The following is a 23,637-nucleotide window of genomic DNA, read 5'->3' as shown; positions in this document are numbered from 1 at the left end:
ACGGGGGGGGGGGCCCCCCCCCCCCCCCCCCCCCCCCCCCCCCCCCCCCCCCCCCCCCCCGCCGGGCGGGGCCCCCCCCCCCCCCCCCCCCCCGGCGGGGGCGCCCCCCCCCCCCCCCGGTTCGCGCTCCCGATCGCAGCTCCGGCCGGGCGCCGATGCCACCTCGGTCCACAGTGCATGGTGTGGTCCTGGTCACGTTCACGATGCGGTCCGCGCCGCTGCAACCTCGCAGACTGGGCGATAGGTTAGGTGCGTGCTGTCCGTAGCGTCCGTCCCGCCCGTCTGGCGGGCGACGCTGCGTTCCGTGCGCGAGGTGACCCGCCTGGCGGTGACCGCGCTGGCGCTGGCCGTCGGCCTCGCCGGTGCCGCCACGGTGCCGGGCGCACCGTCGCCGACCCCGGTCGCCGAGCTGGCGCCGAACGCCGCGACCAGCCACGCCGACGCGCTGCGGCCGGAGGCCGCGACGGCCGTCGCGCACTCGGCCGAGACCGCCACCCCCACGCTCCCGATCCGGCGCCTCGCCGGCGCCCCGTCCGGCGCCGTGGTCGACGCCTCGGGTGCCGCGCACGCCCCCGATCCGGGGCGGAGCGCCACGGGCCGACGTGGCCCGCCGCCGGCCTGATCCGGCGGTCATCCCAGAGCCGACCCGCGTCGGCCGCACCGGACCGTCCGTCCGCAACCCGCCCGCTCACGGCCCGCGTTCGCGCGTCCACACGCGGTGAGTGTCGGCACCGGTCCCGGTGTCGGCCCGCACCGATCAGCACGCCGCACCGGCCGGGGCCCCTGTCGTCCACTCCCGACACCCTGACCGCGAGGTGCAGATGATGCAGACCGTCCTCTCCGCCGTCCTGCCCGATGTGCCCCGGGCCGCCGTGATCTGGCTGAGCCTGCTGGCCGTCGTGATCGTCACCGTCGCCGCCCTGCTGCTGCGACCGGGGCGGCTCGCCAGCGACGCCGCCGCCCGGATCAGGCACGCCGCCATGCCGAGCCAGCTCGAGCTCGCCGAGGAGGAGCGGGAACGGACCCGCTACGCGCAGGAGGTGGCGGTCGCCGCGGAGCGGGCCACCGCCACCGCCCAGCGCCGCCGGACGGAGTGGCTGGCGGCCCAGGACGAGGCCGAGTCGGCCTGGCAGGCGTACGAGGCGGCCGAGGCGGACGTACGCCGGTTGGCCGCCGCCGCGGCGATGCCGCTGCCGACCAGCGGCCGCAGCCCGGCCGAGTACGCCGAGCGCGAGCGGTACCTGCACCGCGCCGCGCTGGACGCGTACTGGCGGCGGGAGCTGTCGGTGGAGCAGCTCAGTGACGTCTTCGCGCACCGTGCCGGCTGGGATCCCCGGCGGCACCCGGTGGAGCAGGAGCTGTTCCTCCGGCGGGCGGTGCGAGACAACCTGTTCGCCCGCCAGCAGGCTGCCCGGGAGCGGGAGCAGGCCGCCTGGCGGTCCGCCGAGCTGGCCGTGGCGTCGGCGCGCAGCCTGCGGGAGGAGGCGTTCGCCGCGACCGGCCGTCGGGGCGAGGAGTCGTCGGAGGTGCTGCCGCTGGGTGAGATCGCCCGCCCGGTGGAGCAGCCGACGCGGGAGAACGCGGTGGTGGCGCGGGGCCGGGCGGCCGTGCTCGCACACTGACCGGGCGGCCGTGCTCGCGTACCCGACCGGGCGGCCCGGTGCCGGGCCGCGGTCGTCCGGCTGGGTTAGCGTGACCCCATGTCCCGGGAGGCGTGGATCCTCGTCGTGCTCGGCGGCGTCGTGGTGGTGGCGACGCTCATCGGTGCCGTGCTGCTGGCGGTGCGGGTGGTCCGCACCCGTCGCCTGCTCACCTCGCTGGGCGCCGGCGGCAAGGTGGCCTTCTACGGCGCCCTGATCTACACGATCTTCCCGGTCGACCTGCTGCCCGACCCGATCTACCTCGACGACATGGGTGTCCTGGCCGGCGCGTTGATCTATCTCACCCGGCTCGCTCACCGGCACCGCGCGGCCATCCGGCGGCTCCCCGGCCAGCCGGACGCCCCGCCCGGCGCCGGTCGCACCCGCCGGCCCGTGCCATGATCCGGCGGACGGACGACGGAGGACGCCATGCCGGGCAACTGGGACGTACGTGACGAACGGGTCGTGGAGTTCTGCCGGGAACGGCGGCTGGCGACCCTCACCACGCTGCGGCCCGACGGCACCCCGCACGTGGTGCCCGTCGGGGTGACCCTCGACCCGGACGCCGGGCTGGCCCGCGTCATCACCTCCGGCGCCTCCCGCAAGGCCCGCCAGGTGGCGGCAGCCGGGCCCGCGGGCGCACCGGTGGCCGTCTGCCAGGTCGACGGACGGCACTGGCTCACCATCGAGGGCCGGGCGGTGGTCCGGTCCGACCGGCCCGCCGTGGCCGAGGCGGAGCGCCGGTACGCGGAGCGCTACCGCACCCCGCGCCCCAACCCGGACCGGGTCGTCATCGAGATCAGGGTCACCCGGCTGCTGGGCAGCCTGTGAGGTCCCACGCCGCCTGAGCGGGCCGTCCCATTCGGGAGCCACGGCGAGGTGCGGGCCAGGATCCGGCCGCCGGGCGGTGGAATGCCGGCGGCAGCGGGGCCGTTACATCCCCGGTACGCCCCGTGACGCAGCAGCGTTCGCGGGGTCGTTCGCTGGATGAGCCGAGCGCCTTTCCTGGTGCACCGCGCCTCCGCCGGAGGCGCCGACCCCCCGAATGGAGCCCGACCCATGAACCCGATCCTGCACAAGAGCGGTCTCTCCGTCGCCGGCCTGCTGGTCGCCGGCGGATGCGTGCTGGGCCCGACGGTGGCCGCGCAGGCCGCCCCCGCCCAGGCCGGCCCGACGCCGGCCACCCAGACCGACAAGGGCGCCAAGCACGACCCGCGGGCCGAACACAGCCTGGGCGTCGACTACCAGGCGCAGCCGAACTTCTTCTACTGCGGTCCGGCCGCGACCCGGATGGCGCTCTCGGCGCAGGGCAAGATGCTCTCGCAGGACGACGTCGCCGCGCTGCTCGGGACCACCGAGGCCGGCACCCCGTCGGCCCTGGACACCACCCGGGTGCTCAACGAGCTGACCGGCGGTCGGTACAAGACCACCGAGATCCGTGACTCGGTGGCCAAGCCGGAGCAGATCGCGCAGCTGCGCACCGACGTGCTGAACGCGGTGGACGCCGGTCGCCCGGTGGTGGCCAACATCAAGGGCACCGCCGTGGACACCGACGGCAACCCGCACTCGTACGAGGGCGGCCACTACGTGACGCTGATCGGCTACCGCGACGGCGGGGACACCATCCAGATCGCCGACCCGGCCAACCCGGCCAACGGCGAGTACTGGATGCCCGTCGCCAAGGTCGCCAACTGGATCGCCGAGCGCGGCTACTCCGCCTGACGTGAACGCCTCAGCGGGCCGGGCTTCCTCTCCGGGGAAGCCCGGCCCGTCTGCCGTTACGGGCCCGGTCGGCCCGGCGGCGTGCGGTCGCCCGCAGCGCCGCGCGGCGCTCCCGCCCGGTTCCGTCGGCGGAGAGGTTCCGTAGGCCTGCCCGGTGGAGCCGGCGGTGCACGGGCGGACGGATCGCCGCCTCACCCGCGCCGGCCGCCGTTCGCACCATCCGGTTGGCCTCGTCCGCCTCAGACCCGGTGGCCCGGATCAGGTCGCTGGACGCGGCCCGCAGATCGGTGACCAGGGCGTCGCCGAACGCCCGCAGGCCGTGCCCCCACGCGCGGCCGGCGAGATCGGCCGCCTCCAGCGTGATGGCCTTCGTCTCGTTGAACCGCGTGTCCTTCCGGCAGTCGATGTGCAGCGCCCGGACCGCCGCACCGAGCCGGCTCATGGCGGCGGGCAGCTCGTCGGGAACGGGTTCGCCGTACTGGATGGCGGTGGACGACCAGCGGGCCAGCAACCGGACGCCGAGCGCGAACCGCTCCAGATGGGTTACGCCGCGCGCGTACCGGTGGAACTGCGCCCGGCGGTGCCAGCGCGCCGGCGCCAGCGTGACCACCTCCTCGGCGCCGCTGAGCGCCTCGTTCAACCGGCCGATGTCCGCCTCCAGCCCGCGCAGCCGTTCCAGCGCCGAGATCGCCCGCTGGGCGTCCCGCGCCCGCAGTGCGGCCGCTATCTCCTCCAGCTGGTTGGTGACGATCTCGAAGATCGGTGCGGCGGCCCGGTCCAGCACCCGGATCGGGTTCACCGGGACCAGCAGCGCCACGACCAGCAGGCCGATTCCGCTGCCGACGATCGCGTCGAGAATCCGGGGCACCTCCAGCCCGCGGTCCATCGGGGCGAGCGTGGAGATCAGCACGGCCGTGCCGCCCGCCTGGCCGACCAACGCCCCACCCCGGCCTGCTACCAGCAGCGCGGTGGCGATCGCGAGTGCGACCACCAGGCCGGTCTGCCAGGGCCCGTTTCCCAGGGCGAAGCGCAGCAGGTCACCGATGACGATGCCGAGCCCGACCCCGGCGAGCAGTTCGAAGGTACGCCGGGCCCGCTGGCCGATGGCGGTGGCGATGGTGGCCACGGCGGCGGCGGGGGCGAAGACATGGGCGCCCGGCCCGAGCAGGTGCTGGGCGAGCAGCGCGGCGAGTGCCGCGGCCAGTCCCGACTGCACCGCGATCACGAGGGTGATCTCCAGTTGGCGCAGCCGTACCTTGCCTGCCTCGCCGCCCCGGTGCCGGGCCAGCGCCATGCGCGCACCGCCACGCTCGGTCATCGCGCCGAACGGTGACCGCACGGGCGCGGCGGCGGGACGGTCGTCGGCCATGGCGGCGGTTACCCCGCCCCCGGCCGGTGAATCGTCGCCCGCACCGCGCGGCTCATGCTCGGGCACGACGGGGACGACGCCACCGCCGTGCGCGCCGAGCCGGGCGGGGCCCGGGCAGCAGAACTCCCGGGCCACCGGCGTGCGGTGGCCCGGGAGGTCCCGGCCGTCAGCGCACCTGGTCGCCCTCGCCGGTACGCGTCTGCGCGCGGTCGACGCCCTTGTCGATCTGGTCCTTGTACTTCCCACCGGTGCGTCGGTTGGCCATGTCGCCCGCCTTCCGCACCGCCTGGTCGACCTGCTTGTCGTGCTTGTTGGCGAAGTCCTTTGCCTTGTCCATGAAGTCGCTCACGGCGTCCTCCTCGATCCGGCTGAACAGGGGGCGTTCCCGCCGGCCGGAGACCACAAACACGCCCTGCTCGCCGATCAGGCGGCGAGGTGACGGGCGAACCAGTCGGTGGCGTCGTCGGCGACCTGCTCCAGGGTGCCGGGCTCCTCGAAGAGGTGGGTCGCCCCGGGCACCACGCGCAGCTCGACCTGCCCGGGCAGCGCGTCGCGCGCCTGCTCGTTGAGCGTGATCACCTGCTTGTCCAGACCGCCGACCAGCAGCAGCGTCGGCGCGCGTACGGCGGCGAGCGCCGCACCGGCCAGGTCCGGCCGACCTCCCCGGGACACCACGGCGCGCACCTCATCGGGCCGGGCCGACGCGCTGACCAGGGCCGCGGCGGCACCGGTGCTGGCACCGAAGAGGCCGATCGCGAGCTGGCGGGTGGCCGGCTCGGCCCTCAGCCAGTCGACGATGCCGGCCAGCCGGTCGGCGAGGAAGGGAATGTCGAACCGGAGTTCGGCGGTGCGGGAGTCGAGCACGTCCTCGGCCGGGGTGAGCAGGTCCACCAGTACGGTGCCGAGGGCCCGCCCGTTGAGCACCTGGGCGACCGCCGTGTTGCGTGGGCTGTGCCGGGAACTGCCGCTGCCGTGCGCGAACAGCACCACTCCGACCGGATCGGCGGGGAGGACCAGATCGGCCACGAGCCGCACCTGACCGACCGGGATGGTCACCTCGCTCGTCCGCACGTCCATCTCCGTGGCCTCCCAACCGGCCGGCCCGGTTGCCGGCCGGGCGTCGGTTACCCCACCCGGGCACCGTCACGCGTGCGCCGTCCGGACCGGCGCCGAGCCGGCGGTGGGTCGAAGCCGAGCGGCGGGCGTCGGAGCGGCGGGGCGGCACGGGCCGGGCGTTTGTCGATGGGCGGGTCGGGTAGCCGACGAGGGACCGCAGACCGTGTCGGCGCCTCCGGCGCCCCGAACGGATCGCGAGGATCACCATGGCCCAGCAGCGGCAGACGTCCCGGCAGCAGCAGGCATCCCGGCAGCAGCAGAGGTCCGAGGAGGAGGGTCGGCTCCGGTCGGCCGAGCGCAACAAGGACTGGGCGGACAACGCCGCGCACGCGCGTACCGCCGACGATCCCCGGGCGGTGGCACCGAAGGACGCGACGGGTCACCCGTCGACCGGTGAGCGCTTCACCTGAGTGACGCGTCCAACGGCCGGGGCCGGGACCTCCCGCCCCGGCCGCGTACGTCAGCGGGCCACGGTCACTGCTCGCTCTGCGGCAACCTGAGCAGCGGGCCCCGCCCCGGTGGCTGCTCCGGTGCCGGCCCGGAGGGGTGCGCGGGTGGCACCGGCACGGTCACCGGCTCGTCGCAGGTGACCCGGATCGTCTCGCCGTGGTGCCGCAGCTCCACCACGTCGTCCTGGTCGGCGTGGCGCAGCGCGTACGTCGTCTGGTGCGGCCGGACGTCCACCCGCAGCCGCCGGCCACGCCACTGGATTGAGAACTCCAGGCGGCTGAGCCGGCTGGACAGCCGGGGCGAGAACGACAGCGTCCCGTCGTGGTCCCGCAGGCCACCGAACCCGGCGACCAGCGCGATCCAGGCGCCGGCCAGGGAGGCCATGTGCACCCCGTCGCGGGTGTTCTCGTTCAGGTCGTGCAGGTCCATGAGCGCGGCCTCGCGCAGGTAGCTGTGCCCCAGCTCCGGGTGGCCGACCTCGCAGGCGAGCACCGCCTGGGTGCAGGCCGACAGCGAGGAGTCGCGTACGGTGCGGCGCTCGTAGTAGAGGAAGTTGCGCAGCTTCTCCGCGTCGGTGAACGCGTCGCCCCGCCAGTGCATGGCGAGCACCAGGTCGGCCTGCTTGACGACCTGCTTGCGATACAGGTCGAAGTACGGGTAGTGCAGCAGCAGCGGGTACTTCTCCGGAGGGGTGTGCAGGAAGTCCCAATCCTGGAGCCGGGTGAACCCCTCCACCTGCTGGTGGACGTCCACCTCCTCGTCGTACGGGACGGACATGGACATCGCGGCGTCCCGCCAGCCCGCCGCCTCCTCGTCGGTGACGCCGAGGTGGAGCGCCTCGTCGCGGTAGCGTCCCACCACCTCGGCGGCGGTGAGCAGGTTCCGCTGGGCCATGAGGTTGGTGTAGATGTTGTCGTTCTTGACCGCCGTGTACTCGTCCGGCCCGGTCACCCCGTCGATGTGGAAGACGCCGTGCCGGTCGTGATGGCCGAGCGATCGCCACAGCCGGGCCGTCTCGACCAGCAACTCCAGCCCGATCTCCCGCTCCAGTTGCTCGTCGCCGGTGGCGAGGATGTAGCGGCGCAGCGCGTCGGCGACGTCCGCCGCGATGTGGAACGCCGCCGTGCCGGCCGGCCAGTAGCCGGACGACTCGGGGCCCTCGATCGTCCGCCACGGGAACGCCGCGCCCTCCAGGTTGAGCGTCTCGGCCCGCTCCCGGGCCTGCTCCAGGGTGGCGTGCCGCCAGTAGAGCGCGTTGCGCACCGCGTCCGGCTGGGTGTACGTGAGCACCGGCAGCACGAACATCTCGGTGTCCCAGAACGCGTGCCCGTCGTATCCCGGCCCGGTCAGGCCCTTCGCGGAGATCGGCCGGCGTTCGGCGCGGGCGCCGGCCTGGAGCACGTGGAACAGCCCGAAGCGGACCGCCTGCTGGACCTCCGGGTCGCCCTCGACCCGCACGTCGGCCGCGTCCCAGAACTCGTCGAGGTAGCCGCGCTGCTCCCGGATGAGGCCGTCCCAGCCGTCGAGCCGGGCGGCGGCGAGCGCCGCGCCGACCTGGTCCCGCAGGGCCGGCAGGGAGCGGCGGCTGGACCAGCCGTACGTCAGGTATTTGATCACCCGTAGCTTCTCGCCCGGCTTGAGGACGCAGCCGACGGTGGTGCGGACCCAGTCCTCGTAGCCCTCCGACTCGACGGTGATGTGCTCCGGCCCGTGCACCTCGTGGTCCATGGCGGCGGCCACCCGCAGGCCGGAGACCTTCGTCCGGTGGATCAGCAGCCCACCGTCGTCGGTGGTCAGCTCCTCCTCAGCCTGCAGCGGCGATTCGAGCACCGCCGCCACGCGCGGGTCGCGGCTCTGCGCCGGCAGCGACTCGTTGGCCACCAGCTCCGACTGGACGATCAGCCGCAGCGGGCCGTCGACCGCCTCCACCTCGTAGTTGATCGCCGCGACCGCGCGCTGGGTGAAGGAGACCAGTCGGGTGCTGCGGACCTTGACCTCCCGGCCGGCCGGCGAACGCCAGTGCAGCTCCCGGTGCAGGGTGCCCGCGCGCATGTCGAGGATCCGCTCGTGGGAGAGCAGCTCGCCGTAGCGGACGTCCAGCGGCTCGTCGTCGACCATGAGGCGGATCAGCTTGCCGTTGGTCACGTTGACGATGGTCTGGCCGGATTCGGGGAAGCCGTACCCGGCCTCGGCGTAGGGCAGCGGGCGCAGCTCGTAGAAGGAGTTCAGGTAGGTGCCCGGCAGGCCGTGCGGCTCACCCTCGTCCAGGTTGCCGCGCAGACCGACGTGCCCGTTGGAGAGGGCGAAGACGGACTCGGACTGCGCCAGCACGTCGGTGTCCAGCCGGATCTCCCGTACGTGCCACGGCTCGACCGGATAGGCCCGTTCCCTGATCATGCGTTGCGCCCCTCGTCGAGCAGGTCGGCGAGGTCGGTGACCACCACGTCGGCGCCGTGGGCGAGCAGCTCGTCCGCCTGGCCCACCCGGTCGACCCCGACCACGTAGCCGAAGCGCCCGGCCCGGCCGGCCTCGACCCCGGAGAGCGCGTCCTCGAAGACCGCCGCCTGGGCCGGGTCGACGCCGAGCAACCGCGCGCCGGTCAGGAAGGTGTCCGGGTAGGGCTTGCCGCGCAGCTGGTCGGCGCGGGCGACCAGGCCGTCGACCCGGACCTCCAGCAGCGACTCCAGCCCGGCGGCGGCGACGACCTCCCGGCCGTTGGCGCTCGCCGTCACCACCGCGCGGCGCAGCCCGGCGGCGGCGACCGCCTTCAGGTACGTCACCGAGCCGGGATAGACGTCGACGCCCTGGGTGCGCAGGCGCTCCAGCAGCAGCACGTTCTTGCGGTTGCCGATGCCGTTCACCGTCTCCGCGTCCGGCGGGTCCTCCGGGTGCCCCTCGGGCAGCACGATCCCCCGGGAGGCGAGGAACGTGCGGACCCCGTCGGCGCGGGGCCGCCCGTCGACGTAGCGGTTGTAGTCCGGGCCGGGGTCGAACGGCCGGTAGGCCTCGCCGGTGGCCGCGGCACGCTGCCGCAGGTACGCGTCGAACGTCTCCGTCCACGCGGCGTTGTGCACGCGGGCGGTCTGCGTCAGCACGCCGTCCAGGTCGAAGAGGCAGGCGGTCACGTGAGCAGGTAGGCCCAGCACGGTTCGAATCTATCCACCCGATCGGGCCGACAAACCCTTTTCCGCCCGCCCGGGCCGAACCGGGCGCAGCGGGCTCACCGGGGACGCAACGTCCAGATCACCGTCATCGCGGACGTCGGCGTGCCGTCGTCGGTGGCGATCTCGACCTCGACCGGGAACTCCGGCCGCCGGCCCGCCTCCAGCTCGGCGGCGACCTCCGCCGGCAGGCAGCCCAGCCGCGCCGTCGCGCGCACCGCCCCGATGGCCAGTTTGTGGTACGCGATGTCGGCTCGGACGGCCAGCAGCACCGCGCGGTCGAGCAGGTGCCCGAACGCGGCCAGCACGACCGCCCCGGAGGCCGTCTCACCGAGGGTGAACATGGCGCCCGCGTGGGGACCGCCGACGTGGTTGTGGGTGGCCGGCGAGTCGGGCAGCCGGACGACCGCCCGGACTCCGCCCTCGGCCTCCGGGGCGATCTCGACGAACTCGAAGCCGAGCGTACGGGCGAACGGAACGGCTTCGAGCATTCCGGCCGCCACCTGGCGAGAGTCGATGGACATGCCGTGACGCTACTCGCCGGTAATTTGCCTGGACAAGGGGTGCGTGACGATCATCTGACGGCGACGGCCGCCCGTCGGTTGGACGGGCGACCGCCGGCACGCGTTCAGGTCGGGTCAGAGGTTGGCGATGGTCCGGAGGATCTCCGCGTAGAAGTTGCCGTCGATGCTGCGGAACAGCGCGAAGTCCTGCCCCGGGTCGCCGAAGAACGGGCGCAGCGTCCAGGCGAGCTGGGTGCCGACGAAGCCGAAGAGCAGGATCCAGATGTAGAGCAGGGTCATGCTGGTGGGCCGCTGCCCCGGGTCGCCGTGCCGGTTCGGCGGGGTCGCCCACTGGCGCTGCCCGGCCGGGTAGCCACCCCGGTACGGGCCGGCGACGGGCGCGGCCACCAGGGCCGGCACGTGCTGCGCGGCCACCGGGGCCGGCACGTGCTGCGCGGGCACCGGGGCCGCGACCGGGGCTGCGGGCGCCGGTGCGGTCGCGTCGGCCGGGGCCGCGTCAGCGGTGGTGGCCGCAGCGGCCGGGGTCGCTCCCGCCGCGGCCGGGGCGGCGCCGTTCGCGGTGGCGCCGACCGGCACGGCCGCCGGTTCGGCCGCCGGCACCGTGCTCGCCGCCGGCGCGGCCACGGTCACCGGCGCGGGGGCGGCAGCGGGGGTGGCGACGGCGGCGGGCGCGGCGGACGACGTCGCCGGGGAGAGCAGGCCGTGCTGGTTGAGCACCTGCATGCCACCGGTGAGGAAGCGCAGCCCGACGAACGCCGAGAGGGTCAGGATCGCCACGTTCAGCAGCTTGAAGAAGCCGTAGTCGGGTGCGGTGATCAGGAAGAAGAGGCTGATCGGGGCGAACGCCACGGCCAGCATCGCGGTGACCGTGATCGCGACCATGACCAGCGCCAGCGACTGGCGTACCGAGAGACGGGCTCCGAAGACCAGGTTGAACAGGTAGAGCGTGGGCAGGCAGATCGCCAACGTGATGAGGAAGAGCAGCGGAAGCTTGATCGCGGAGGTCAGCGCCATGAGGACGCTGTGGAACGCGCCCAGCACCGCGCCGTAGCAGGCCAGCGCGATCGCCGAGCTGGTCAGCATGCGGACGGTGAGCGCGTTCAGGTCGCGCTCCGCCACGATCTGCTGCCAGATGCCTTCCCGGTCGCGCAGGATGCGCTCGATGACGAGCGGGTTGGAACGGTCACCCGACACGGGCGCACCCTCTTTCGTCAGATCTCGATGAATGTCGCGCCACGGTAGGACACCGGGCGGATCAACGCCACCCCACGTCGATGCGGTCGCCGCGCTCGTCGAAGAAGTGCAGCGCGTCCATGCGTACGCGCACGGAGAGCGCGTGGCCGGCGGCGACCGCCGGGTACGGGGCGAGGCGTACGGCCAGCTCGGCCGCACGCCGGTGGTGCCGGCCGGGGTCGGGCAGCACGCTGGTCCGTACACCGCTCGTCTCCGGCTCCGGCGCGTCCACCGGGCGGCCGGCCAGCCGCTGCATCACCTGGCCGAAGCGGCGCAGCCCGCGCTGGCCGGTGTCCAGCGGTTCACCGCGGCTGCCCATCTCGTCCACCACGACGGCGGTCGCGCCGATGTCGAGGAACGCGAGCGACTCGTGACCGTGGTGCTCCAGGTAGCGGATCCGGCCGTGCAGCACGTCGCCGGGGCTGTCCGGGCTGACCGGCGTGAGCGCCTCGGCCCGCATGCCGACCACGATCCGCTCGCCGTGGTAGTGCGCGACCGCCCGGCTGCGGATGTCGTCCCAGGGCAGATAGAGCGCCTGCTCGCCGAGGGTGAGCGTCACGTACCGGTCGAGGTGGACGTAGACCGACGCCTCCAGCAGGTTCATCCGGGGGCTGCCGAGGAACGCGGCCACGTAGAGCGTCGCCGGCCGGCCGTACACCTGGGTGGGGGTGCCCACGTCCTGGAGCACGCCCTTGCGCATGATGGCGACCCGGTCGGCCATGGTGAGCGCCTCGGCCTGGTCGTGCGTGACGTAGATGGTGGTGACGCCCAGCTCGCGGGTCAGGCCGGAGATCTCGGCGCGCAGCTCGGCGCGCAGGCCGCTGTCCAGGTTGGAGAGGGGTTCGTCCATCAGGAAGAGGCCGGGCCGGCGGACGATCGCCCGGCCCATCGCCACCCGCTGACGCTGCCCGCCGGAGAGCTGGCTGGGCCGGCGGGCCAGCACGTCGCCGATGCCCAACGCGCTGGCGACGTCGCTGACCCGCTCCCCGCGCGGCACCGGCTCCACGCCGGCCAGCCGCAGCGGAAAGGCGATGTTGTCGCCGACGGTCATGTGCGGGTAGAGCGCGAAGTCCTGGAAGACCATGGCGATCTTCCGGTCGCGTGGGGGCAGGTCGTTGGCGAGCTCGCCGTCGAGCAGGACGGCACCGTGGGTCGGGTCCTCCAGCCCGGCCACCATCCGCAGCACGGTCGACTTGCCGCACCCGGAGGGACCGAGCAGCACCATGAACTCGCCGTCGTTGACGTCGAGGTTGATGGTGTCGACGGCGACCGTGCCGTCCCTGAAGACCTTGGTGACATCCTTGAGCGCGACGGTGGTCACCGTCACCTCCCCCAGCTCGTCGGGTCGAACCCCCGAATGACTGTGACCAAGGTCATGACGCCAGCACATCGGGTAAACGTGCCATGTTCGGGCAGTGACGACTCTGTTACCCGCCATCGAGCGCCGGCTATGCAGCCGAGCAGGGGCCACCGAGCGGTTCGGCGGGACGGTCAGCAGCCGGGACGCGGCTGCGGGCGCTCGCCGAGGAAGACCTGACGGACGACCCGCTCGGCCGCGTGCCCGTCGTCCCATCTGCAGAAGCGGGCCCGGAACTGTTCGCGCGTCTTCGCGGCCGCGTCCGACCGGTACTCGCCGGAGCGGAACAGGTCGAGTAGGTCGTGGAACGTCATCGCCACCGCGCCGGGCGGCTCCCGCGTCACGTCGAAGTAGACGCCCCGGGCCAGCCGGTACGCCTCCCAGTCCGGCGTGTACAGGACGATCGGCCGGTCCAGCACGGCGTAGTCGAACATCGCCGACGAGTAGTCGGTGACCAGCGCGTCCGCGACCAGGTAGAGGTCCTCCACCCGCTGGAGGGCGCTGACGTCGAGGATCCGCTCCCGCTCCGGCGTCGGGTGGGGGCGGCGGTCCCGGTCGTGGAAGTAGTGGCTGCGCATCAGCAGCCGGCCGGTGGGGCCGAGCGCGTCGAGGAACAGCTCCGGGTCGAACGGTGGGCGGTAGTTGCGCAGGTGCTCGCGGTGCGTCGGCGCGTACAGGACCACCTTCTCGGCGAGGCCGATGCCGAGGTCGGCGCGCAGCCGCAGCACCTCCTCGGTCGTCGCGGTGACGAGCCGGTCGTTGCGCGGGTAGCCGACCTCCAGCGTGGTGTACGTGGCCGGGTAGGCGCGGTCCCACATCTGGGTGGAGAAGCCGTTCGAGCTGATGCTGTAGTCCCAGCGGTCCACCCGGCGAAGCAGGCCGCCGAAATCCATCCGCCCCGCGCCGATCGGGTAGCGCTGCTGGTCGAGGCCCATCACCTTGACCGGGGTGCCGTGGTGCGTCTGCACGTGGACGGTGCCGGGGCGCTTGCGGACGAAGTCCGGAAAGTTGACGTTGTTGATCAGCCAGCGTGCGCGGGCGAGCACCCGGTAGTACGCGGGCGTGCCGGCCACCACGTACTCGACGCCGGGTGGGACCGTGGCCACCCGGTTCCGCCGGACGATCCACACGCCCCGGATCTGCGGCGCCAACCGGCGGGCGGCCTCGTAGATGGCGGCGGGATTGCACGAGTACCCCCGGAACCAGTACGCCGCGTAGACGGCGAGCGACTGGTCCACCGGCCGGCGCAGCTCGGCCCGGTAGTACTCGCGCAGCAGCACGTCCCGGGCCCGGCGTACGTTGCGGCGGGCCACCGGCGTGACCCGGCGTCGGGCGATCCGCGCCGACCGCCGCGCCGTGTCCCGGGCGCGGTTGGCGGCGCGCAACGCGCTGAACGTACGCCACCTGCCGGTGGCCACCAGTCGGTGCTTGAGCCCCTCCACCCCGTCCGGCGCGGGGTAGCCGCCCGCCGGCAGCCAGCGGGCGTAGTCGGCGGTGATCTGCGCGAAGAACGCGGGTCGCAGCTCCGGGGCGATCCGCTGCCCGTTGCCGAGCACGGTCAGGTAGTGCCAGATCATCCGCTCGAAGACCGCGGGACGCAGCTCGTCGACCGCCGACCCCCAGTCGTCCATGAGGTGGAACACCCGGTGCCACTGCGGGAAGACCTCGAAGTGCCGGTCGCCCCGGGTACGCGTGATGGCGCCGGCCCGGCGCTGCCGGTAGTTGACGCAGACCCGGTCCAGGACGCCGATCCGCTGCGCGGCCATCAACGCCGGGTAGCTGAACGACACGTCCTCGTACCAGCCGGGGGCGAAGCGCAGCCCGAGGTCGACCAGGAACTGCCGGCGGACCACCCGGTTCCAGGCGGTGTGCAGCAGGCACATCGCCTCGGGCCGTTCGCGGAGCCGGAAGGTGCCCTCGCCCGGGGGCGTCGGGAACACCTCGTGCATGGCGCTGCGGGTGGCGGTGTCGTTCCAGTGCACCCGCACGTGGTCGACGAGCAGCACGTCCGGTCGGGTGGTCCGCAACCGCTCCACCACGTCGGGCAGGCAGTCGGGGGCCAGCCAGTCGTCGGCGTCGACGAACCACACGTAGTCCCCGGTGGCCCGGTCCAGCCCGATGTTGCGGGCCGGACCGAGCCCCACGTTCTCGGTCAGCCGGACGGCCTGGACTCGCTGGTCACGCGCCGCGTACTCGGTGATGATCTCGCCGCTGTCGTCCGGCGAGCAGTCGTCGACGGCGATCACCTCGAGGTCGTCGACGGGCTGACCGAGGATCGAGTCCAGGCACTCGCGCAGGTAGCCCTGCACGCGGTAGGCCGGTACGACGAAGCTGATCAAGGTCATCCGGCCGTCCCTCCGTCAGCCCGACGCGCCGCCTCCCGTCCGCGCCGGCACCGCCGAGGCCCGCGCCGCGCGGGCCGGCAGGACGACCCAGGCCAGGACGACGCTCGCCAGGAAAACCACGAGAAGGTACGAACCGAGTGTAGCCATACCGATAGCCGCGAAACCGACGATTGCCGCCAGCGCCAGCAGCAGGGACCGCCCCTCCCAGCCCAGCGTGGCGTCGTGCAGCGGAGGCGCCGCCTGCCGCTTCTCCAGCCGGGCCGTCAGGTCGTAGTGGTGCACGGTGAGCAGCAGGACGTACCCGAAGATCAACCACGGTGGAACGTCCCCGATCACCCCCACGGCGATCGCGAAGAGATACTCGGCGGCCCGCAGCGCGGCCGGCACCAGCCAGTCCAGCGGCCCGTTGTGCGCCGCGCCGGCGCCCAGACCACCGACCAGCAGCACCAGCAACGCGACCGGCACCAGCCACCGCAGGCCGGCCACGTCGCCGTCCCCGGACAGGGCGACCAGCGCCAGGGCCAGCAGCACCGCCGGGCCGAGCGCCGCCACCACCGCCAGGGTCAGCGGCCCCACCGGTCGGACCACCGGCAGCCGGGTGGCGAGCGGACCGTCGTCGCGGTGCAGGGTGGCGTCGACCGTGTCCAGCACCGGCACCCACATCCAGCGCGCCCGCAGCGTACGCAGCGCGCCCGTGTAGAGGAACGCGAGCGTGCCCCACACCAGCACCGCCACGAGGCTGACCAGCGGACCGAACAACGCCACGGTCAGCGCGACCAGCGCCCACCGCTCGCCGATCGGAAACACCACGGTCCGCTTCAGCCAGTACGACAGCGAGCCGGTGTCGGCCTGCACCCGGGTCGACGCGGCGTTCAGCCGGTCACCGATGCCCCCACCGCCGGCGCCCACCGGGCGGGGCCGGCGGGCGGCCTCGTCGTGCAGGACGCCGTACCAGGTGTCGGTCATGTGCCGGACGGTCTGCAGCGTCATCGCGGCGATCGCCAGCGCCCAGCCGTACCGGTGACCGGCCTGGGTGGCGCCGTAGCCGAGACCGGCGTAGACCACGTACTCCTTGGCCCGGTCGGCCATCGTGTCCAGCCAGCCGCCCCAGGCCGAGAAGTGCCGCGTGTACCGCGCCAGCTGGCCGTCCACGCAGTCCAGCACGAACCCGAGGTAGAGCAGGACGGCGCCACCGACCCAGGCGACCCGGGTGCCGCCGACGGCGAAGAGCGCCGCCGCGGCCACCGCGAAGAGGATCGAGATGACGGTGACGGTGCTCGGGCCGAGCCCCAACCGCGCCGCCACCCGCACCAGGTACGGCGACCAGGTGCTCACGAAGTAGGTGGAGAAGAAGTCGTCCCGCTCCTTGACCGCGAGCCGCAGCTCGACGCGGTCCTCGTCGACGGCGGCCACCGCCGTCTCCGCCGCGGCAAGCTCGGCCTGGTCGGCGACCCGGTGGGCGACGAGCAGCCGTACGCGCTGAGCGAAGACCGGGGTGCCGAGCAGGGTGAGACCGGCGAAGAGCTGGTCCACGGCGGACCCGGTCGGCGCCGCCCGGCCCGGCCCGGCCGCCGGCACGGCGGTGCCGGCCGCCGCCGCGCGGGCGGCGGCGGCGAGCGCGGGCAGGTCGGCCACGCCGACCCGGAACGCGCCGCCGAAGACCCCGCTGGCCTCCCCGTTGAGCGCGTCGGACGGGCCCGCGTCGACCACCTGGCCGCGCTCCTCGCGGACCGCCGTGCGGCCCGGGGCCGGCGGGTCGGTGAGCACCAGCGCCACCGTCGGCCCGACCGGGCTGGTGGCCAGATGCCGGAGTACGGCGGTGTGCGCGACCAGGTCGCCGCCGGTCACCAGCACCGGGCCGGTGGCGGTGTCGACCAGGGCGGCCAACTCGTCCAGGTCGGCGGCGAGGCGGACGTCGTCCGCGCCGGCCCGCCGGCACTGCGCCGCGAGGCGGTCGGCGAGGGGTTCTCCGTCACGGGTGGGCAGGCCCGCCGCGGCGGCGCCGCCGGCGAGCACGATCGCGAGGGTCACCGCGGAACCGCGCCGTGGTACGCGTCGAGCGCCTCGGCGATGCTGCCGTCGAGGGTCAACCGGCCCCCGTCCAGGAACAGCCCCCGGCGGCAGAACCGGGTCAGGTCCTTCTCGTTGTGTGACACCAGCACCAGTGTGCGCCCCTCCCCGAGCAGACGATCAATCGTCGCGTAGCACTTCTTGCGGAACTCCGCGTCTCCCACCGCGGTCACCTCGTCCATCAGCAGGATCGGATGCGGCAGGTGGGAGATGATCGCGAAGCCGAGCCGGACCTTCATGCCGGACGAATAGTGCCGCACTGAGGTGTCGATAGCTCGCTCCACCTGCTCGCCGGCGAACGAGACGATGTCGTCGAAGTGCCGCTTCAGGTAGCCCGACGACAGCCCGTGCAGCCCGCCGACCAGGTACAGGTTCTCCCGACCGCTCAGGTCGTTGGAGAAGCCGGCCGACAGCTCCAGCAGCGGCGCCACGTCCCCGCGGACCCGGATGCGCCCCTCGTCGGGGATGAGCACGCCGGCGATCAGGCGCAGCAGGGTGCTCTTGCCGGTGCCGTTGCGGCCGATCACGCCGACGGTCTCCCCCGGCCGCACCGCGAACGACACGTCCCGCAGCGGCCAGAACTGCCCGGACGGCGCGTTGCGCCCGCCCCGGTGGATGAACATCTCCCGCAGCCGCAGCTGCCGGCGCCGGTTGCGGACGAACCGGATGCCCAGCCCCTCCGCCTCGATGATCGGCTCGGCCATCAGAGTTCCTTGAGCACGGCGGGTTCGAGCCGACGGAACGACCACCAGCCGACGACCAGCACCAGCAGGCTGCCCGCGATGGTGGTGGCGAGCAGCCGGGCGTCCGGGAACTCGTCCGGATACCAGATCGAGTGGTGCAGCTGGAAGATGCCGACCAGCGGGTTCAGCTCGTACCCCACCTTCAGCCACCCGGGCAGGTGGGACTCCCGGACCAGGCTCAGCGGATAGATGATCGGGGTGGCGTAGAAGAGCACCCGGATGATCAGGCGCATGAACCGCTCGACGTCGCGCATCAGCACGTTGAGCGCGGAGAGCAGCAGGGCCAGCCCGATCAGCAGCACGCCCTGGACGGCCACCGCGAGCGGCAGGGCGAACAGCGACCAGCCGAGGTGGACCCGGCCGTGGGCGGCGTACACCAGCGCGACGGCGAGCAGGATCGGCAGGCCGGCCGCGTACTCGGCGAACCGGCCGGTGACCCGTCCGATCGGGAAGACCTGCCGCGGCACGTTCATCGTGGTGATCAACCGCGACTGCCCGGTCAGCGCGTTCGTCGCCTCGCTCAACGCCGAACTGGCCCACATCCAGGCGAAGATCCCGGTGATCAGGAACAGCGGGTACGAGTCGGCCGCGTCACCCAGGTGCCGGCCGGTGTCCCGGGAGTAGAGGACGCCGAAGACGAACCAGTAGATCGCGCCCATGCCCAGCGGCTCGATCAGCGACCAGAAGTAGCCGAGCACCGACTGCTGGTACTTCACCGCGAGATCGCGCTTGACCAGGATGCGCAGGGAGTTGCGGTGCGACCACAACGCCGTGACGCCAGAGGTCACCGCCGCCTCCCGCCTTCGAAACGGACGACAGGTTAGCAGTCGGTGAACGATTACCCCGCGGTGGGCGCGCTCAGCACTCGATCACGTTGACGGCCAGACCGCCGCGTGCCGTCTCCTTGTACTTGACCTTCATGTCCGCGCCGGTCTCCCGCATGGTCTTGATGACCTTGTCGAGCGAGACGGCGTGCACCCCGTCACCGCGCAGCGCGAGCCGGGCGGCCGTGATCGCCTTGATGCTAGCCACCGCATTCCGCTCGATGCAGGGGATCTGCACGAGGCCCCCGACCGGGTCACACGTCAGGCCGAGATTGTGCTCCATGCCGATCTCGGCCGCGTTCTCCACCTGCTCCGGGGTGCCGCCCAGCGCCTCGGCCAGCCCGGCCGCGGCCATCGAGCACGCCGACCCCACCTCACCCTGGCAGCCGACCTCCGCACCGGAGATCGACGCGTTCTCCTTGAACAGCACCCCGATCGCGCCGGCCGCCAGCAGGAACCGGACCACACCCTCCTCGGAGGCGTCCGGCACGAACCGCGTGTAGTAGTGCAGCACCGCCGGGATGATGCCGGCCGCGCCGTTCGTCGGCGCGGTGACCACCCGGCCGCCCGCCGCGTTCTCCTCGTTGACCGCCAGCGCGAACAACGTCACCCAGTCCATCGCCCGCAGCGGGTCGGTCGACCCGGCGTCCGCCTCCAGGCTGCGCCGCAGCTCCGCGGCGCGCCGCCGCACCTTCAGCCCGCCGGGGAGTACGCCGTCCCGCTCGCAGCCCCGCTCCACGCACTCGCGCATCACCCGCCAGATCTCCAGCAGGCCCGTACGCACCTCAGCCTCGCTGCGCCAGGACAGCTCGTTGGCGAGCATCACCTCGCTGATCGACAGCCCGGTGCTAGTGGTGATCTCCAGCAGCTGCGCCCCGGTCAGGAACGGGTGACGCACGACCGTGGTGTCCGGGGTGATCCGGTCCGCGCCGGCCGCCGCCTCGTCCACCACGAACCCGCCGCCCACCGAGTAGTACGTACGAGAGCGCAGCTCCGCGCCGGTCTCGTCGTACGCGACGAAGGTCATCCCGTTCGGGTGGTACGGCAGCGAGCGACGGCGGTGCAGCACCAGGTCGCGGTCCGGGTCGAAGTCGATCTCGTGGGCGTCGAGCAGACCGATCCGGCGCTCGGCGCGGATCCGCGCCACCCGGTCGGCGACCGTGTCCGTGTCGACCGTCTCCGGCGCCTCACCGACCAGCCCGAGCAGCACGGCCCGGTCGCTGCCGTGGCCGTGCCCGGTCGCGCCGAGAGACCCGAACAGCTCGGCCTGTACGCGCGCGGTGGTGACGAGCAGCCCGTCGGCCTTGAGCCCCGTGACGAACGTCCGGGCGGCCCGCATCGGCCCCACCGTGTGCGAGCTGGACGGCCCGATACCGACGCTGAACAGGTCGAAAACGCTGATCATGGCTGCACTCCCTCACCGTCGTCCCCGTGGTGCGGGCCCGGGCCGGGTCGTGGCCGCCCGGGTCCGGGCGACCGAGTGGCACCCGGGGTGTGGGTGCCCGACCGGCGAGCCTACCCGCCCAGGTCACCCCCCGCCCGGCAGTCCACCCGCTCCGGCGCCCGCCGCGCTCTACCCCGCCGAGCCCTCGGATCGCACTTCATCGTGGCTCTAGTGGCCTCCGCCCCCCGGCGAGGCCACTACATCCATGTTCCTGCGTGATCTCGCCAGGTGCGAGGCGGCCGAGTGTCGGGTGGACGGCCGACGGATGACGGGTCCGGGTGGCGGGTCGGGGAGCGGCGCAGGTGGTGGCACGGGTGGCGGGTCGGGGAGCGGCGCAGGTGGTGGCACGGGTGGCGGGTCGGGGAGCGGCGCGGGTGGCAGTCGGTGGCGGGTCCGCATGGCCGGGCGCTCCGCGGGCGTCGTTGTGGAGACCGGGGCGGGCGTCGTCGTGGGTCGACCCGGGTAAGCACCTACGGGTGCGCGTGCCACCAATCGTCCTCCGGACCGAGGGCGAGGTGGTCGACCGTTCCTACGTTTGAAGTCAGAGGCGGCGTCACCGCCGCAGAGTGGGAGTACGACGATGAGTCGCAAACTGGTCCGGCCCCGCCAGGGGCGCATGCTCGCCGGTGTCTGCGCCGGCCTGGCCCAGCGGTTCGGCATGTCCGCCGGCATGGTCCGGCTGCTGTTTCTGCTGTCGCTGCTGCTGCCCGGCACCCAGGTGATCGTCTACCTGATCCTGTGGATCCTCATGCCCAACGAGGACCGCTACCTGGCCACCACCCGCCACTGACCCACCCCACCCCCGTCCCCGCCCCACCCCGCCCACCTCAGACGCCGATCATGCACTTGTGGTGCCGAACAAAACACCCATTCATTCCCATCCCTGGCACCACAACTGCATGATCGCGGGGCGACGCGATCGCGGGGCGGGGCGAGGCGGGGGGCGAGGCGATCGCGGGGCGAGGCGAGGCGGGGGGCGAGGCGGGGGGCGAGGCGATCGCGGGGCGAGGCGAAGGCGGGGTGGGGTGGTGACCCGTGCGGCGCGTGGGGCGGCGTGGTGGACGCGGAACGCCCGCCCCGGGTAGGTGGGGGCGGGCGTTGCCCGGGGTCGGTCAGGGGGCGAGGTAGGTGACGGTCACCTCTTCGTAGCCGAGGGAGCCGAGCAGCCCTTCGAGCATCTTGCGGGTGTTCTCCTCGGCGCGGGCGCCGAGCCCGCTGTCCCGGGCGGCGGCGGTGATCCGCTCCTCGGCGAGCCGGTAGACCTCCTGCTGCCGGTTGGGGTCGCTGGCGAAGACGTCGCCCAGCCGGTTGAGCAGGCCGCGCTTCTCGGCGAAGACGTAGCTCTTCTCCAGGTCCAGGTTGGTCTCGCCGAGCTGCGGCGCGGGCAGTTTGATCTCCACCGACTTGCCGTCGGCCGACTCGACCACGGCCCCCTCGGAGATCTTCGCGAAGTCCACGTAGGCCTCCACACTGCCGGCGCCGACGAACAGGGTGCGCTCGTTGAGCAGGAACTCCGGCACGTACTTGCGGTCGGTCTGGAGGTCGACCACGACCTGGAAGTTGCCCTCGGCCGCCACGTAGCGGCTCAGGTCCTGGATCGACTTGAGCAGCGTCGGCTGGCTGCGGTCGGTCTGCTGCTCGGCGAAGGGGTTGCGGAAGCTGGGCCAGAGCCCGCTGGTCTGCACGCCGAGCAGCACGACCACGGCGAGCGCCGCCGCGCCGAGCACCCAGAGCAGACCGCGGGCGGGACCCGAACCGGGCCGGGCGCCCGTCTCGGGAGGCGCCGTTGCCGACCCGGGAGGCGCCGTCGCCGGCTCGGGCGCGGCGTCGGAGCGGGTCTTGAGTGTGTCGCCGGTCGGGTAACCCGGGAACTCCCTGGTGGGCTCGGTGCTGTCACCGTCGCGGGCCATCGCCCTCACCGTCCTCGTCAGACAAAGCCGTCTGAGAATGACGGTACGTCCGCCGTACGACATGCGCGCGGCGAGCCGACGCTTTCGGCATCACCGCAGCTCAGGCGGGGTCAACGGACGCTCAGGCGAAGGCGCTGATCCCGGTGAGGCGCTGCCCGATCACCAGCTGGTGGATCTCCGAGGTGCCCTCGTAGGTGAGCACGCTCTCCAGGTTGTTGGCGTGCCGCATGACCGGGTACTCGCCGGAGATCCCGTTCGCCCCGAGGATGGTCCGGCACTGCCGGGCGATGGCCAACGCCTCGCGCACGTTGTTGAGCTTCCCGACGCTGACCTGCTCGGGGCGCAGCCGCCCGGCGTCGGCGAGGCGGCCGAGGTGAAGCGCCAGCAGGTAGCCCTTCTGGAGCTCCACGGCCATGTCGGCGAGCTTGGCCTGGGTGAGCTGGAAGCCGGCGAGCGGGCGGCCGAACTGGGTGCGGGTGCCCGCGTACGCCAGGGTGGTCTCCAGGCAGTCCCGGGCGGCGCCGAGCGCGCCCCAGACGATGCCGTGTCGCGCCTCGGTGAGGCAGCTCAGCGGCGCCTTGAGCCCGATCGCCTCGGGCAGCCGCGCGTCGGCCGGCAGCCGGACGTCGTCCAGCACGACCTCGCCGGTGAGGGAGGCCCGCAGCGACATCTTGTGCCGGATCTCCCGGGCCGTCACGCCGGGCGTGTCCATCGGCACGGCGAACCCGCGTACGCCGTCCTCGGTGCGCGCCCAGATCACCCCGACATCGGCGATCGGCGCGTTGGTGATCCACATCTTGCCGCCGGTGAGCACCCAGTCGTCGCCGTCGCGGCGCACCCGGGTGGCCATCGACGCGGGGTCGGAGCCGTGGTCCGGCTCGGTGAGGCCGAAGCAGCCGATCGCCTCACCGGTGGCCATCGACGGCAGCCAGCGCTGCTTCTGCTCCTCGCTGCCGTAGCGCCAGATGGCGTACATGGCCAGCGAACCCTGCACCGACACCAGCGAGCGGACCCCCGAGTCGCCCGCCTCCAACTCCAGGCAGGCCAGCCCGTACGCGACGGCCGACGCGCCGGCGCAGCCGTAGCCGGTGAGGTGCATGCCGAGCAGGCCGAGTTTGCCGAACTCCCGGGCCAACTCGCGGGCGGGCACCTGACCGTCCTCGTACCAGCCGGCGACGTGGGGGCGCACCCGGTCGTCGATCACCTGTCGCACGACGGCGCGGATCTGCCGCTCCTCCTCGTCGAGCGAGGAGTCCAGGTCGAGCAGGTCGAGCGGGGCGGTGGGGCGCTGGCTCATGGCAGCCACCCTAACGAAGGCTCAGCGCGCGACGCGACCGCGCGTCACTCCACGGCCTCGGAGAGCACGAGCACCCGGGCGTGGATCTGGTTGCGCTGCTGGAGTGCCGCGCGCAGCGCCCGGTGCAGCCCGTCCTCCAGGTAGAGGCCGCCGTTCCACTGCACGACGTGCGGGAACAGGTCGCCGTAGAAGGTGGAGTCCTCGGCGAGGAGCTTGTCCAGCGCCAGCTCACGCTTGGTGGTGATCAACTGATCCAGGCGCAGCGGCCGCGGCGGGATCTCCGCCCACTGCTTGAGCGTCAGGTTGTGCTCCGGGTAGGGACGCCCGTCCCGGACCGCTCTGAAGATCACGACGGCACGCTCCCCTCCCCGTGGCCGGGCCGACCGACGGCGCCGTGCCGGGTCGCGGCGTGGCACCGCGGGACGCGGCACC

The 23,637-nt window shown here is 73.3% G+C and carries 23 protein-coding genes; 7 read left to right on the top strand and 16 right to left on the bottom strand.

Annotated elements, in window-relative coordinates; translation table 11 throughout:
* Positions 1-253 precede the first annotated feature (253 nt).
* From ACIBTV_RS07415 to ACIBTV_RS07395, 5 genes are all read left to right on the top strand, one after another.
* Positions 254-622, top strand: a complete 369-nt coding sequence (locus ACIBTV_RS07415; protein WP_396703160.1) for a hypothetical protein — start codon at positions 254-256, stop codon at positions 620-622.
* A 199-nt stretch (positions 623-821) separates the two neighbouring features.
* Positions 822-1,622, top strand: a complete 801-nt coding sequence (locus tag ACIBTV_RS07410; RefSeq protein WP_396703232.1) for a hypothetical protein — start codon at positions 822-824, stop codon at positions 1,620-1,622.
* A gap of 78 nt (positions 1,623-1,700) precedes the next feature.
* Positions 1,701-2,042, top strand: coding sequence for a hypothetical protein (locus ACIBTV_RS07405; RefSeq protein ID WP_396703159.1), 342 nt, complete (start codon positions 1,701-1,703; stop codon positions 2,040-2,042).
* Positions 2,043-2,069: 27 nt separating this feature from the next.
* Positions 2,070-2,471: a pyridoxamine 5'-phosphate oxidase family protein gene (locus tag ACIBTV_RS07400; protein WP_396703158.1), complete on the top strand. Its 402-nt coding sequence runs from the start codon at positions 2,070-2,072 to the stop codon at positions 2,469-2,471.
* Positions 2,472-2,699: 228 nt separating this feature from the next.
* Positions 2,700-3,362, top strand: a complete 663-nt coding sequence (locus ACIBTV_RS07395; RefSeq protein ID WP_396703157.1) for a C39 family peptidase — start codon at positions 2,700-2,702, stop codon at positions 3,360-3,362.
* Between the two features lie 10 nt (positions 3,363-3,372).
* Here the strand turns inward: ACIBTV_RS07395 and ACIBTV_RS07390 are convergent, their stop codons facing one another.
* The 3 genes from ACIBTV_RS07390 to ACIBTV_RS07380 all read right to left on the bottom strand — a co-directional run bounded on the left by ACIBTV_RS07390 (position 3,373) and on the right by ACIBTV_RS07380 (position 5,808).
* Positions 3,373-4,680, bottom strand: coding sequence for an aromatic acid exporter family protein (locus ACIBTV_RS07390; RefSeq protein ID WP_396703156.1), 1,308 nt, complete (start codon positions 4,678-4,680; stop codon positions 3,373-3,375).
* A gap of 217 nt (positions 4,681-4,897) precedes the next feature.
* Positions 4,898-5,080, bottom strand: a complete 183-nt coding sequence (locus ACIBTV_RS07385; protein ID WP_396703155.1) for an antitoxin — start codon at positions 5,078-5,080, stop codon at positions 4,898-4,900.
* 74 nt (positions 5,081-5,154) lie between these two features.
* Positions 5,155-5,808, bottom strand: a complete 654-nt coding sequence (locus ACIBTV_RS07380; RefSeq protein ID WP_396703154.1) for a dienelactone hydrolase family protein — start codon at positions 5,806-5,808, stop codon at positions 5,155-5,157.
* Between the two features lie 245 nt (positions 5,809-6,053).
* Between ACIBTV_RS07380 and ACIBTV_RS07375 the strand changes: the two genes are divergently transcribed.
* Positions 6,054-6,257, top strand: coding sequence for a hypothetical protein (locus tag ACIBTV_RS07375; protein WP_396703153.1), 204 nt, complete (start codon positions 6,054-6,056; stop codon positions 6,255-6,257).
* A gap of 64 nt (positions 6,258-6,321) precedes the next feature.
* Here ACIBTV_RS07375 and ACIBTV_RS07370 read toward each other — a convergent pair whose 3' ends face one another.
* The 10 genes from ACIBTV_RS07370 to ACIBTV_RS07325 all read right to left on the bottom strand — a co-directional run bounded on the left by ACIBTV_RS07370 (position 6,322) and on the right by ACIBTV_RS07325 (position 19,959).
* Complete coding sequence (locus ACIBTV_RS07370; protein WP_396703152.1) at positions 6,322-8,694, bottom strand: glycoside hydrolase family 65 protein; 2,373 nt, start codon at positions 8,692-8,694, stop codon at positions 6,322-6,324.
* Positions 8,691-9,443 (bottom strand): HAD family hydrolase, encoded by a 753-nt coding sequence (locus tag ACIBTV_RS07365; protein ID WP_396703151.1) that lies wholly within the window; start codon positions 9,441-9,443, stop codon positions 8,691-8,693. Before ACIBTV_RS07365 ends, ACIBTV_RS07370 begins: the two co-directional genes overlap by 4 nt.
* Positions 9,444-9,517: 74 nt before the next feature.
* Positions 9,518-9,982 (bottom strand): DUF4442 domain-containing protein, encoded by a 465-nt coding sequence (locus ACIBTV_RS07360; protein WP_396703150.1) that lies wholly within the window; start codon positions 9,980-9,982, stop codon positions 9,518-9,520.
* 114 nt (positions 9,983-10,096) lie between these two features.
* The gene (locus ACIBTV_RS07355; RefSeq protein WP_396703149.1) at positions 10,097-11,176 is read right to left on the bottom strand and encodes a hypothetical protein; all 1,080 of its coding nucleotides are present in this window, start codon (positions 11,174-11,176) and stop codon (positions 10,097-10,099) included.
* 61 nt (positions 11,177-11,237) lie between these two features.
* A complete protein-coding gene (locus ACIBTV_RS07350) occupies positions 11,238-12,536 on the bottom strand; it encodes an ABC transporter ATP-binding protein (RefSeq protein WP_396703148.1) in 1,299 nt (432 codons plus the stop codon).
* A gap of 170 nt (positions 12,537-12,706) precedes the next feature.
* Positions 12,707-14,917, bottom strand: coding sequence for a CDP-glycerol glycerophosphotransferase family protein (locus tag ACIBTV_RS07345; protein WP_396703147.1), 2,211 nt, complete (start codon positions 14,915-14,917; stop codon positions 12,707-12,709).
* Positions 14,918-14,932: 15 nt separating this feature from the next.
* On the bottom strand, positions 14,933-16,948 hold the full coding sequence (locus ACIBTV_RS07340) for a DUF5941 domain-containing protein (RefSeq protein ID WP_396703146.1): 2,016 nt from the start codon (positions 16,946-16,948) through the stop codon (positions 14,933-14,935).
* On the bottom strand, positions 16,945-17,691 hold the full coding sequence (locus tag ACIBTV_RS07335) for an ABC transporter ATP-binding protein (protein WP_396703145.1): 747 nt from the start codon (positions 17,689-17,691) through the stop codon (positions 16,945-16,947). The genes ACIBTV_RS07340 and ACIBTV_RS07335 overlap by 4 nt, the downstream gene beginning before the upstream one ends.
* On the bottom strand, positions 17,691-18,518 hold the full coding sequence (locus ACIBTV_RS07330) for an ABC transporter permease (protein WP_396703144.1): 828 nt from the start codon (positions 18,516-18,518) through the stop codon (positions 17,691-17,693). The genes ACIBTV_RS07335 and ACIBTV_RS07330 overlap by 1 nt, the downstream gene beginning before the upstream one ends.
* 70 nt (positions 18,519-18,588) lie before the next feature.
* The gene (locus ACIBTV_RS07325; protein WP_396703143.1) at positions 18,589-19,959 is read right to left on the bottom strand and encodes an L-serine ammonia-lyase; all 1,371 of its coding nucleotides are present in this window, start codon (positions 19,957-19,959) and stop codon (positions 18,589-18,591) included.
* 619 nt (positions 19,960-20,578) lie between these two features.
* Between ACIBTV_RS07325 and ACIBTV_RS07320 the strand changes: the two genes are divergently transcribed.
* Positions 20,579-20,788 carry a PspC domain-containing protein gene (locus tag ACIBTV_RS07320; RefSeq protein WP_396703142.1) on the top strand — a complete coding sequence of 70 codons (210 nt, stop codon included), beginning with the start codon at positions 20,579-20,581 and terminating at the stop codon, positions 20,786-20,788.
* Positions 20,789-21,110: 322 nt separating this feature from the next.
* Here ACIBTV_RS07320 and ACIBTV_RS07315 read toward each other — a convergent pair whose 3' ends face one another.
* The 3 genes from ACIBTV_RS07315 to ACIBTV_RS07305 all read right to left on the bottom strand — a co-directional run bounded on the left by ACIBTV_RS07315 (position 21,111) and on the right by ACIBTV_RS07305 (position 23,555).
* Complete coding sequence (locus ACIBTV_RS07315; RefSeq protein ID WP_396703141.1) at positions 21,111-21,908, bottom strand: DUF4230 domain-containing protein; 798 nt, start codon at positions 21,906-21,908, stop codon at positions 21,111-21,113.
* Between the two features lie 121 nt (positions 21,909-22,029).
* The gene (locus ACIBTV_RS07310) at positions 22,030-23,205 is read right to left on the bottom strand and encodes an acyl-CoA dehydrogenase family protein (protein WP_396703140.1); all 1,176 of its coding nucleotides are present in this window, start codon (positions 23,203-23,205) and stop codon (positions 22,030-22,032) included.
* Positions 23,206-23,249: 44 nt separating this feature from the next.
* Positions 23,250-23,555, bottom strand: a complete 306-nt coding sequence (locus ACIBTV_RS07305) for a type II toxin-antitoxin system VapB family antitoxin (RefSeq protein ID WP_091593012.1) — start codon at positions 23,553-23,555, stop codon at positions 23,250-23,252.
* Between the last annotated feature and the right edge of the window lie 82 nt (positions 23,556-23,637).

It is taken from the genome of Micromonospora sp. NPDC049366 (assembly GCF_044466625.1).
Classification (GTDB): domain Bacteria; phylum Actinomycetota; class Actinomycetes; order Mycobacteriales; family Micromonosporaceae; genus Micromonospora.
This window is presented reverse-complemented; position numbering and strand designations above follow the sequence as displayed.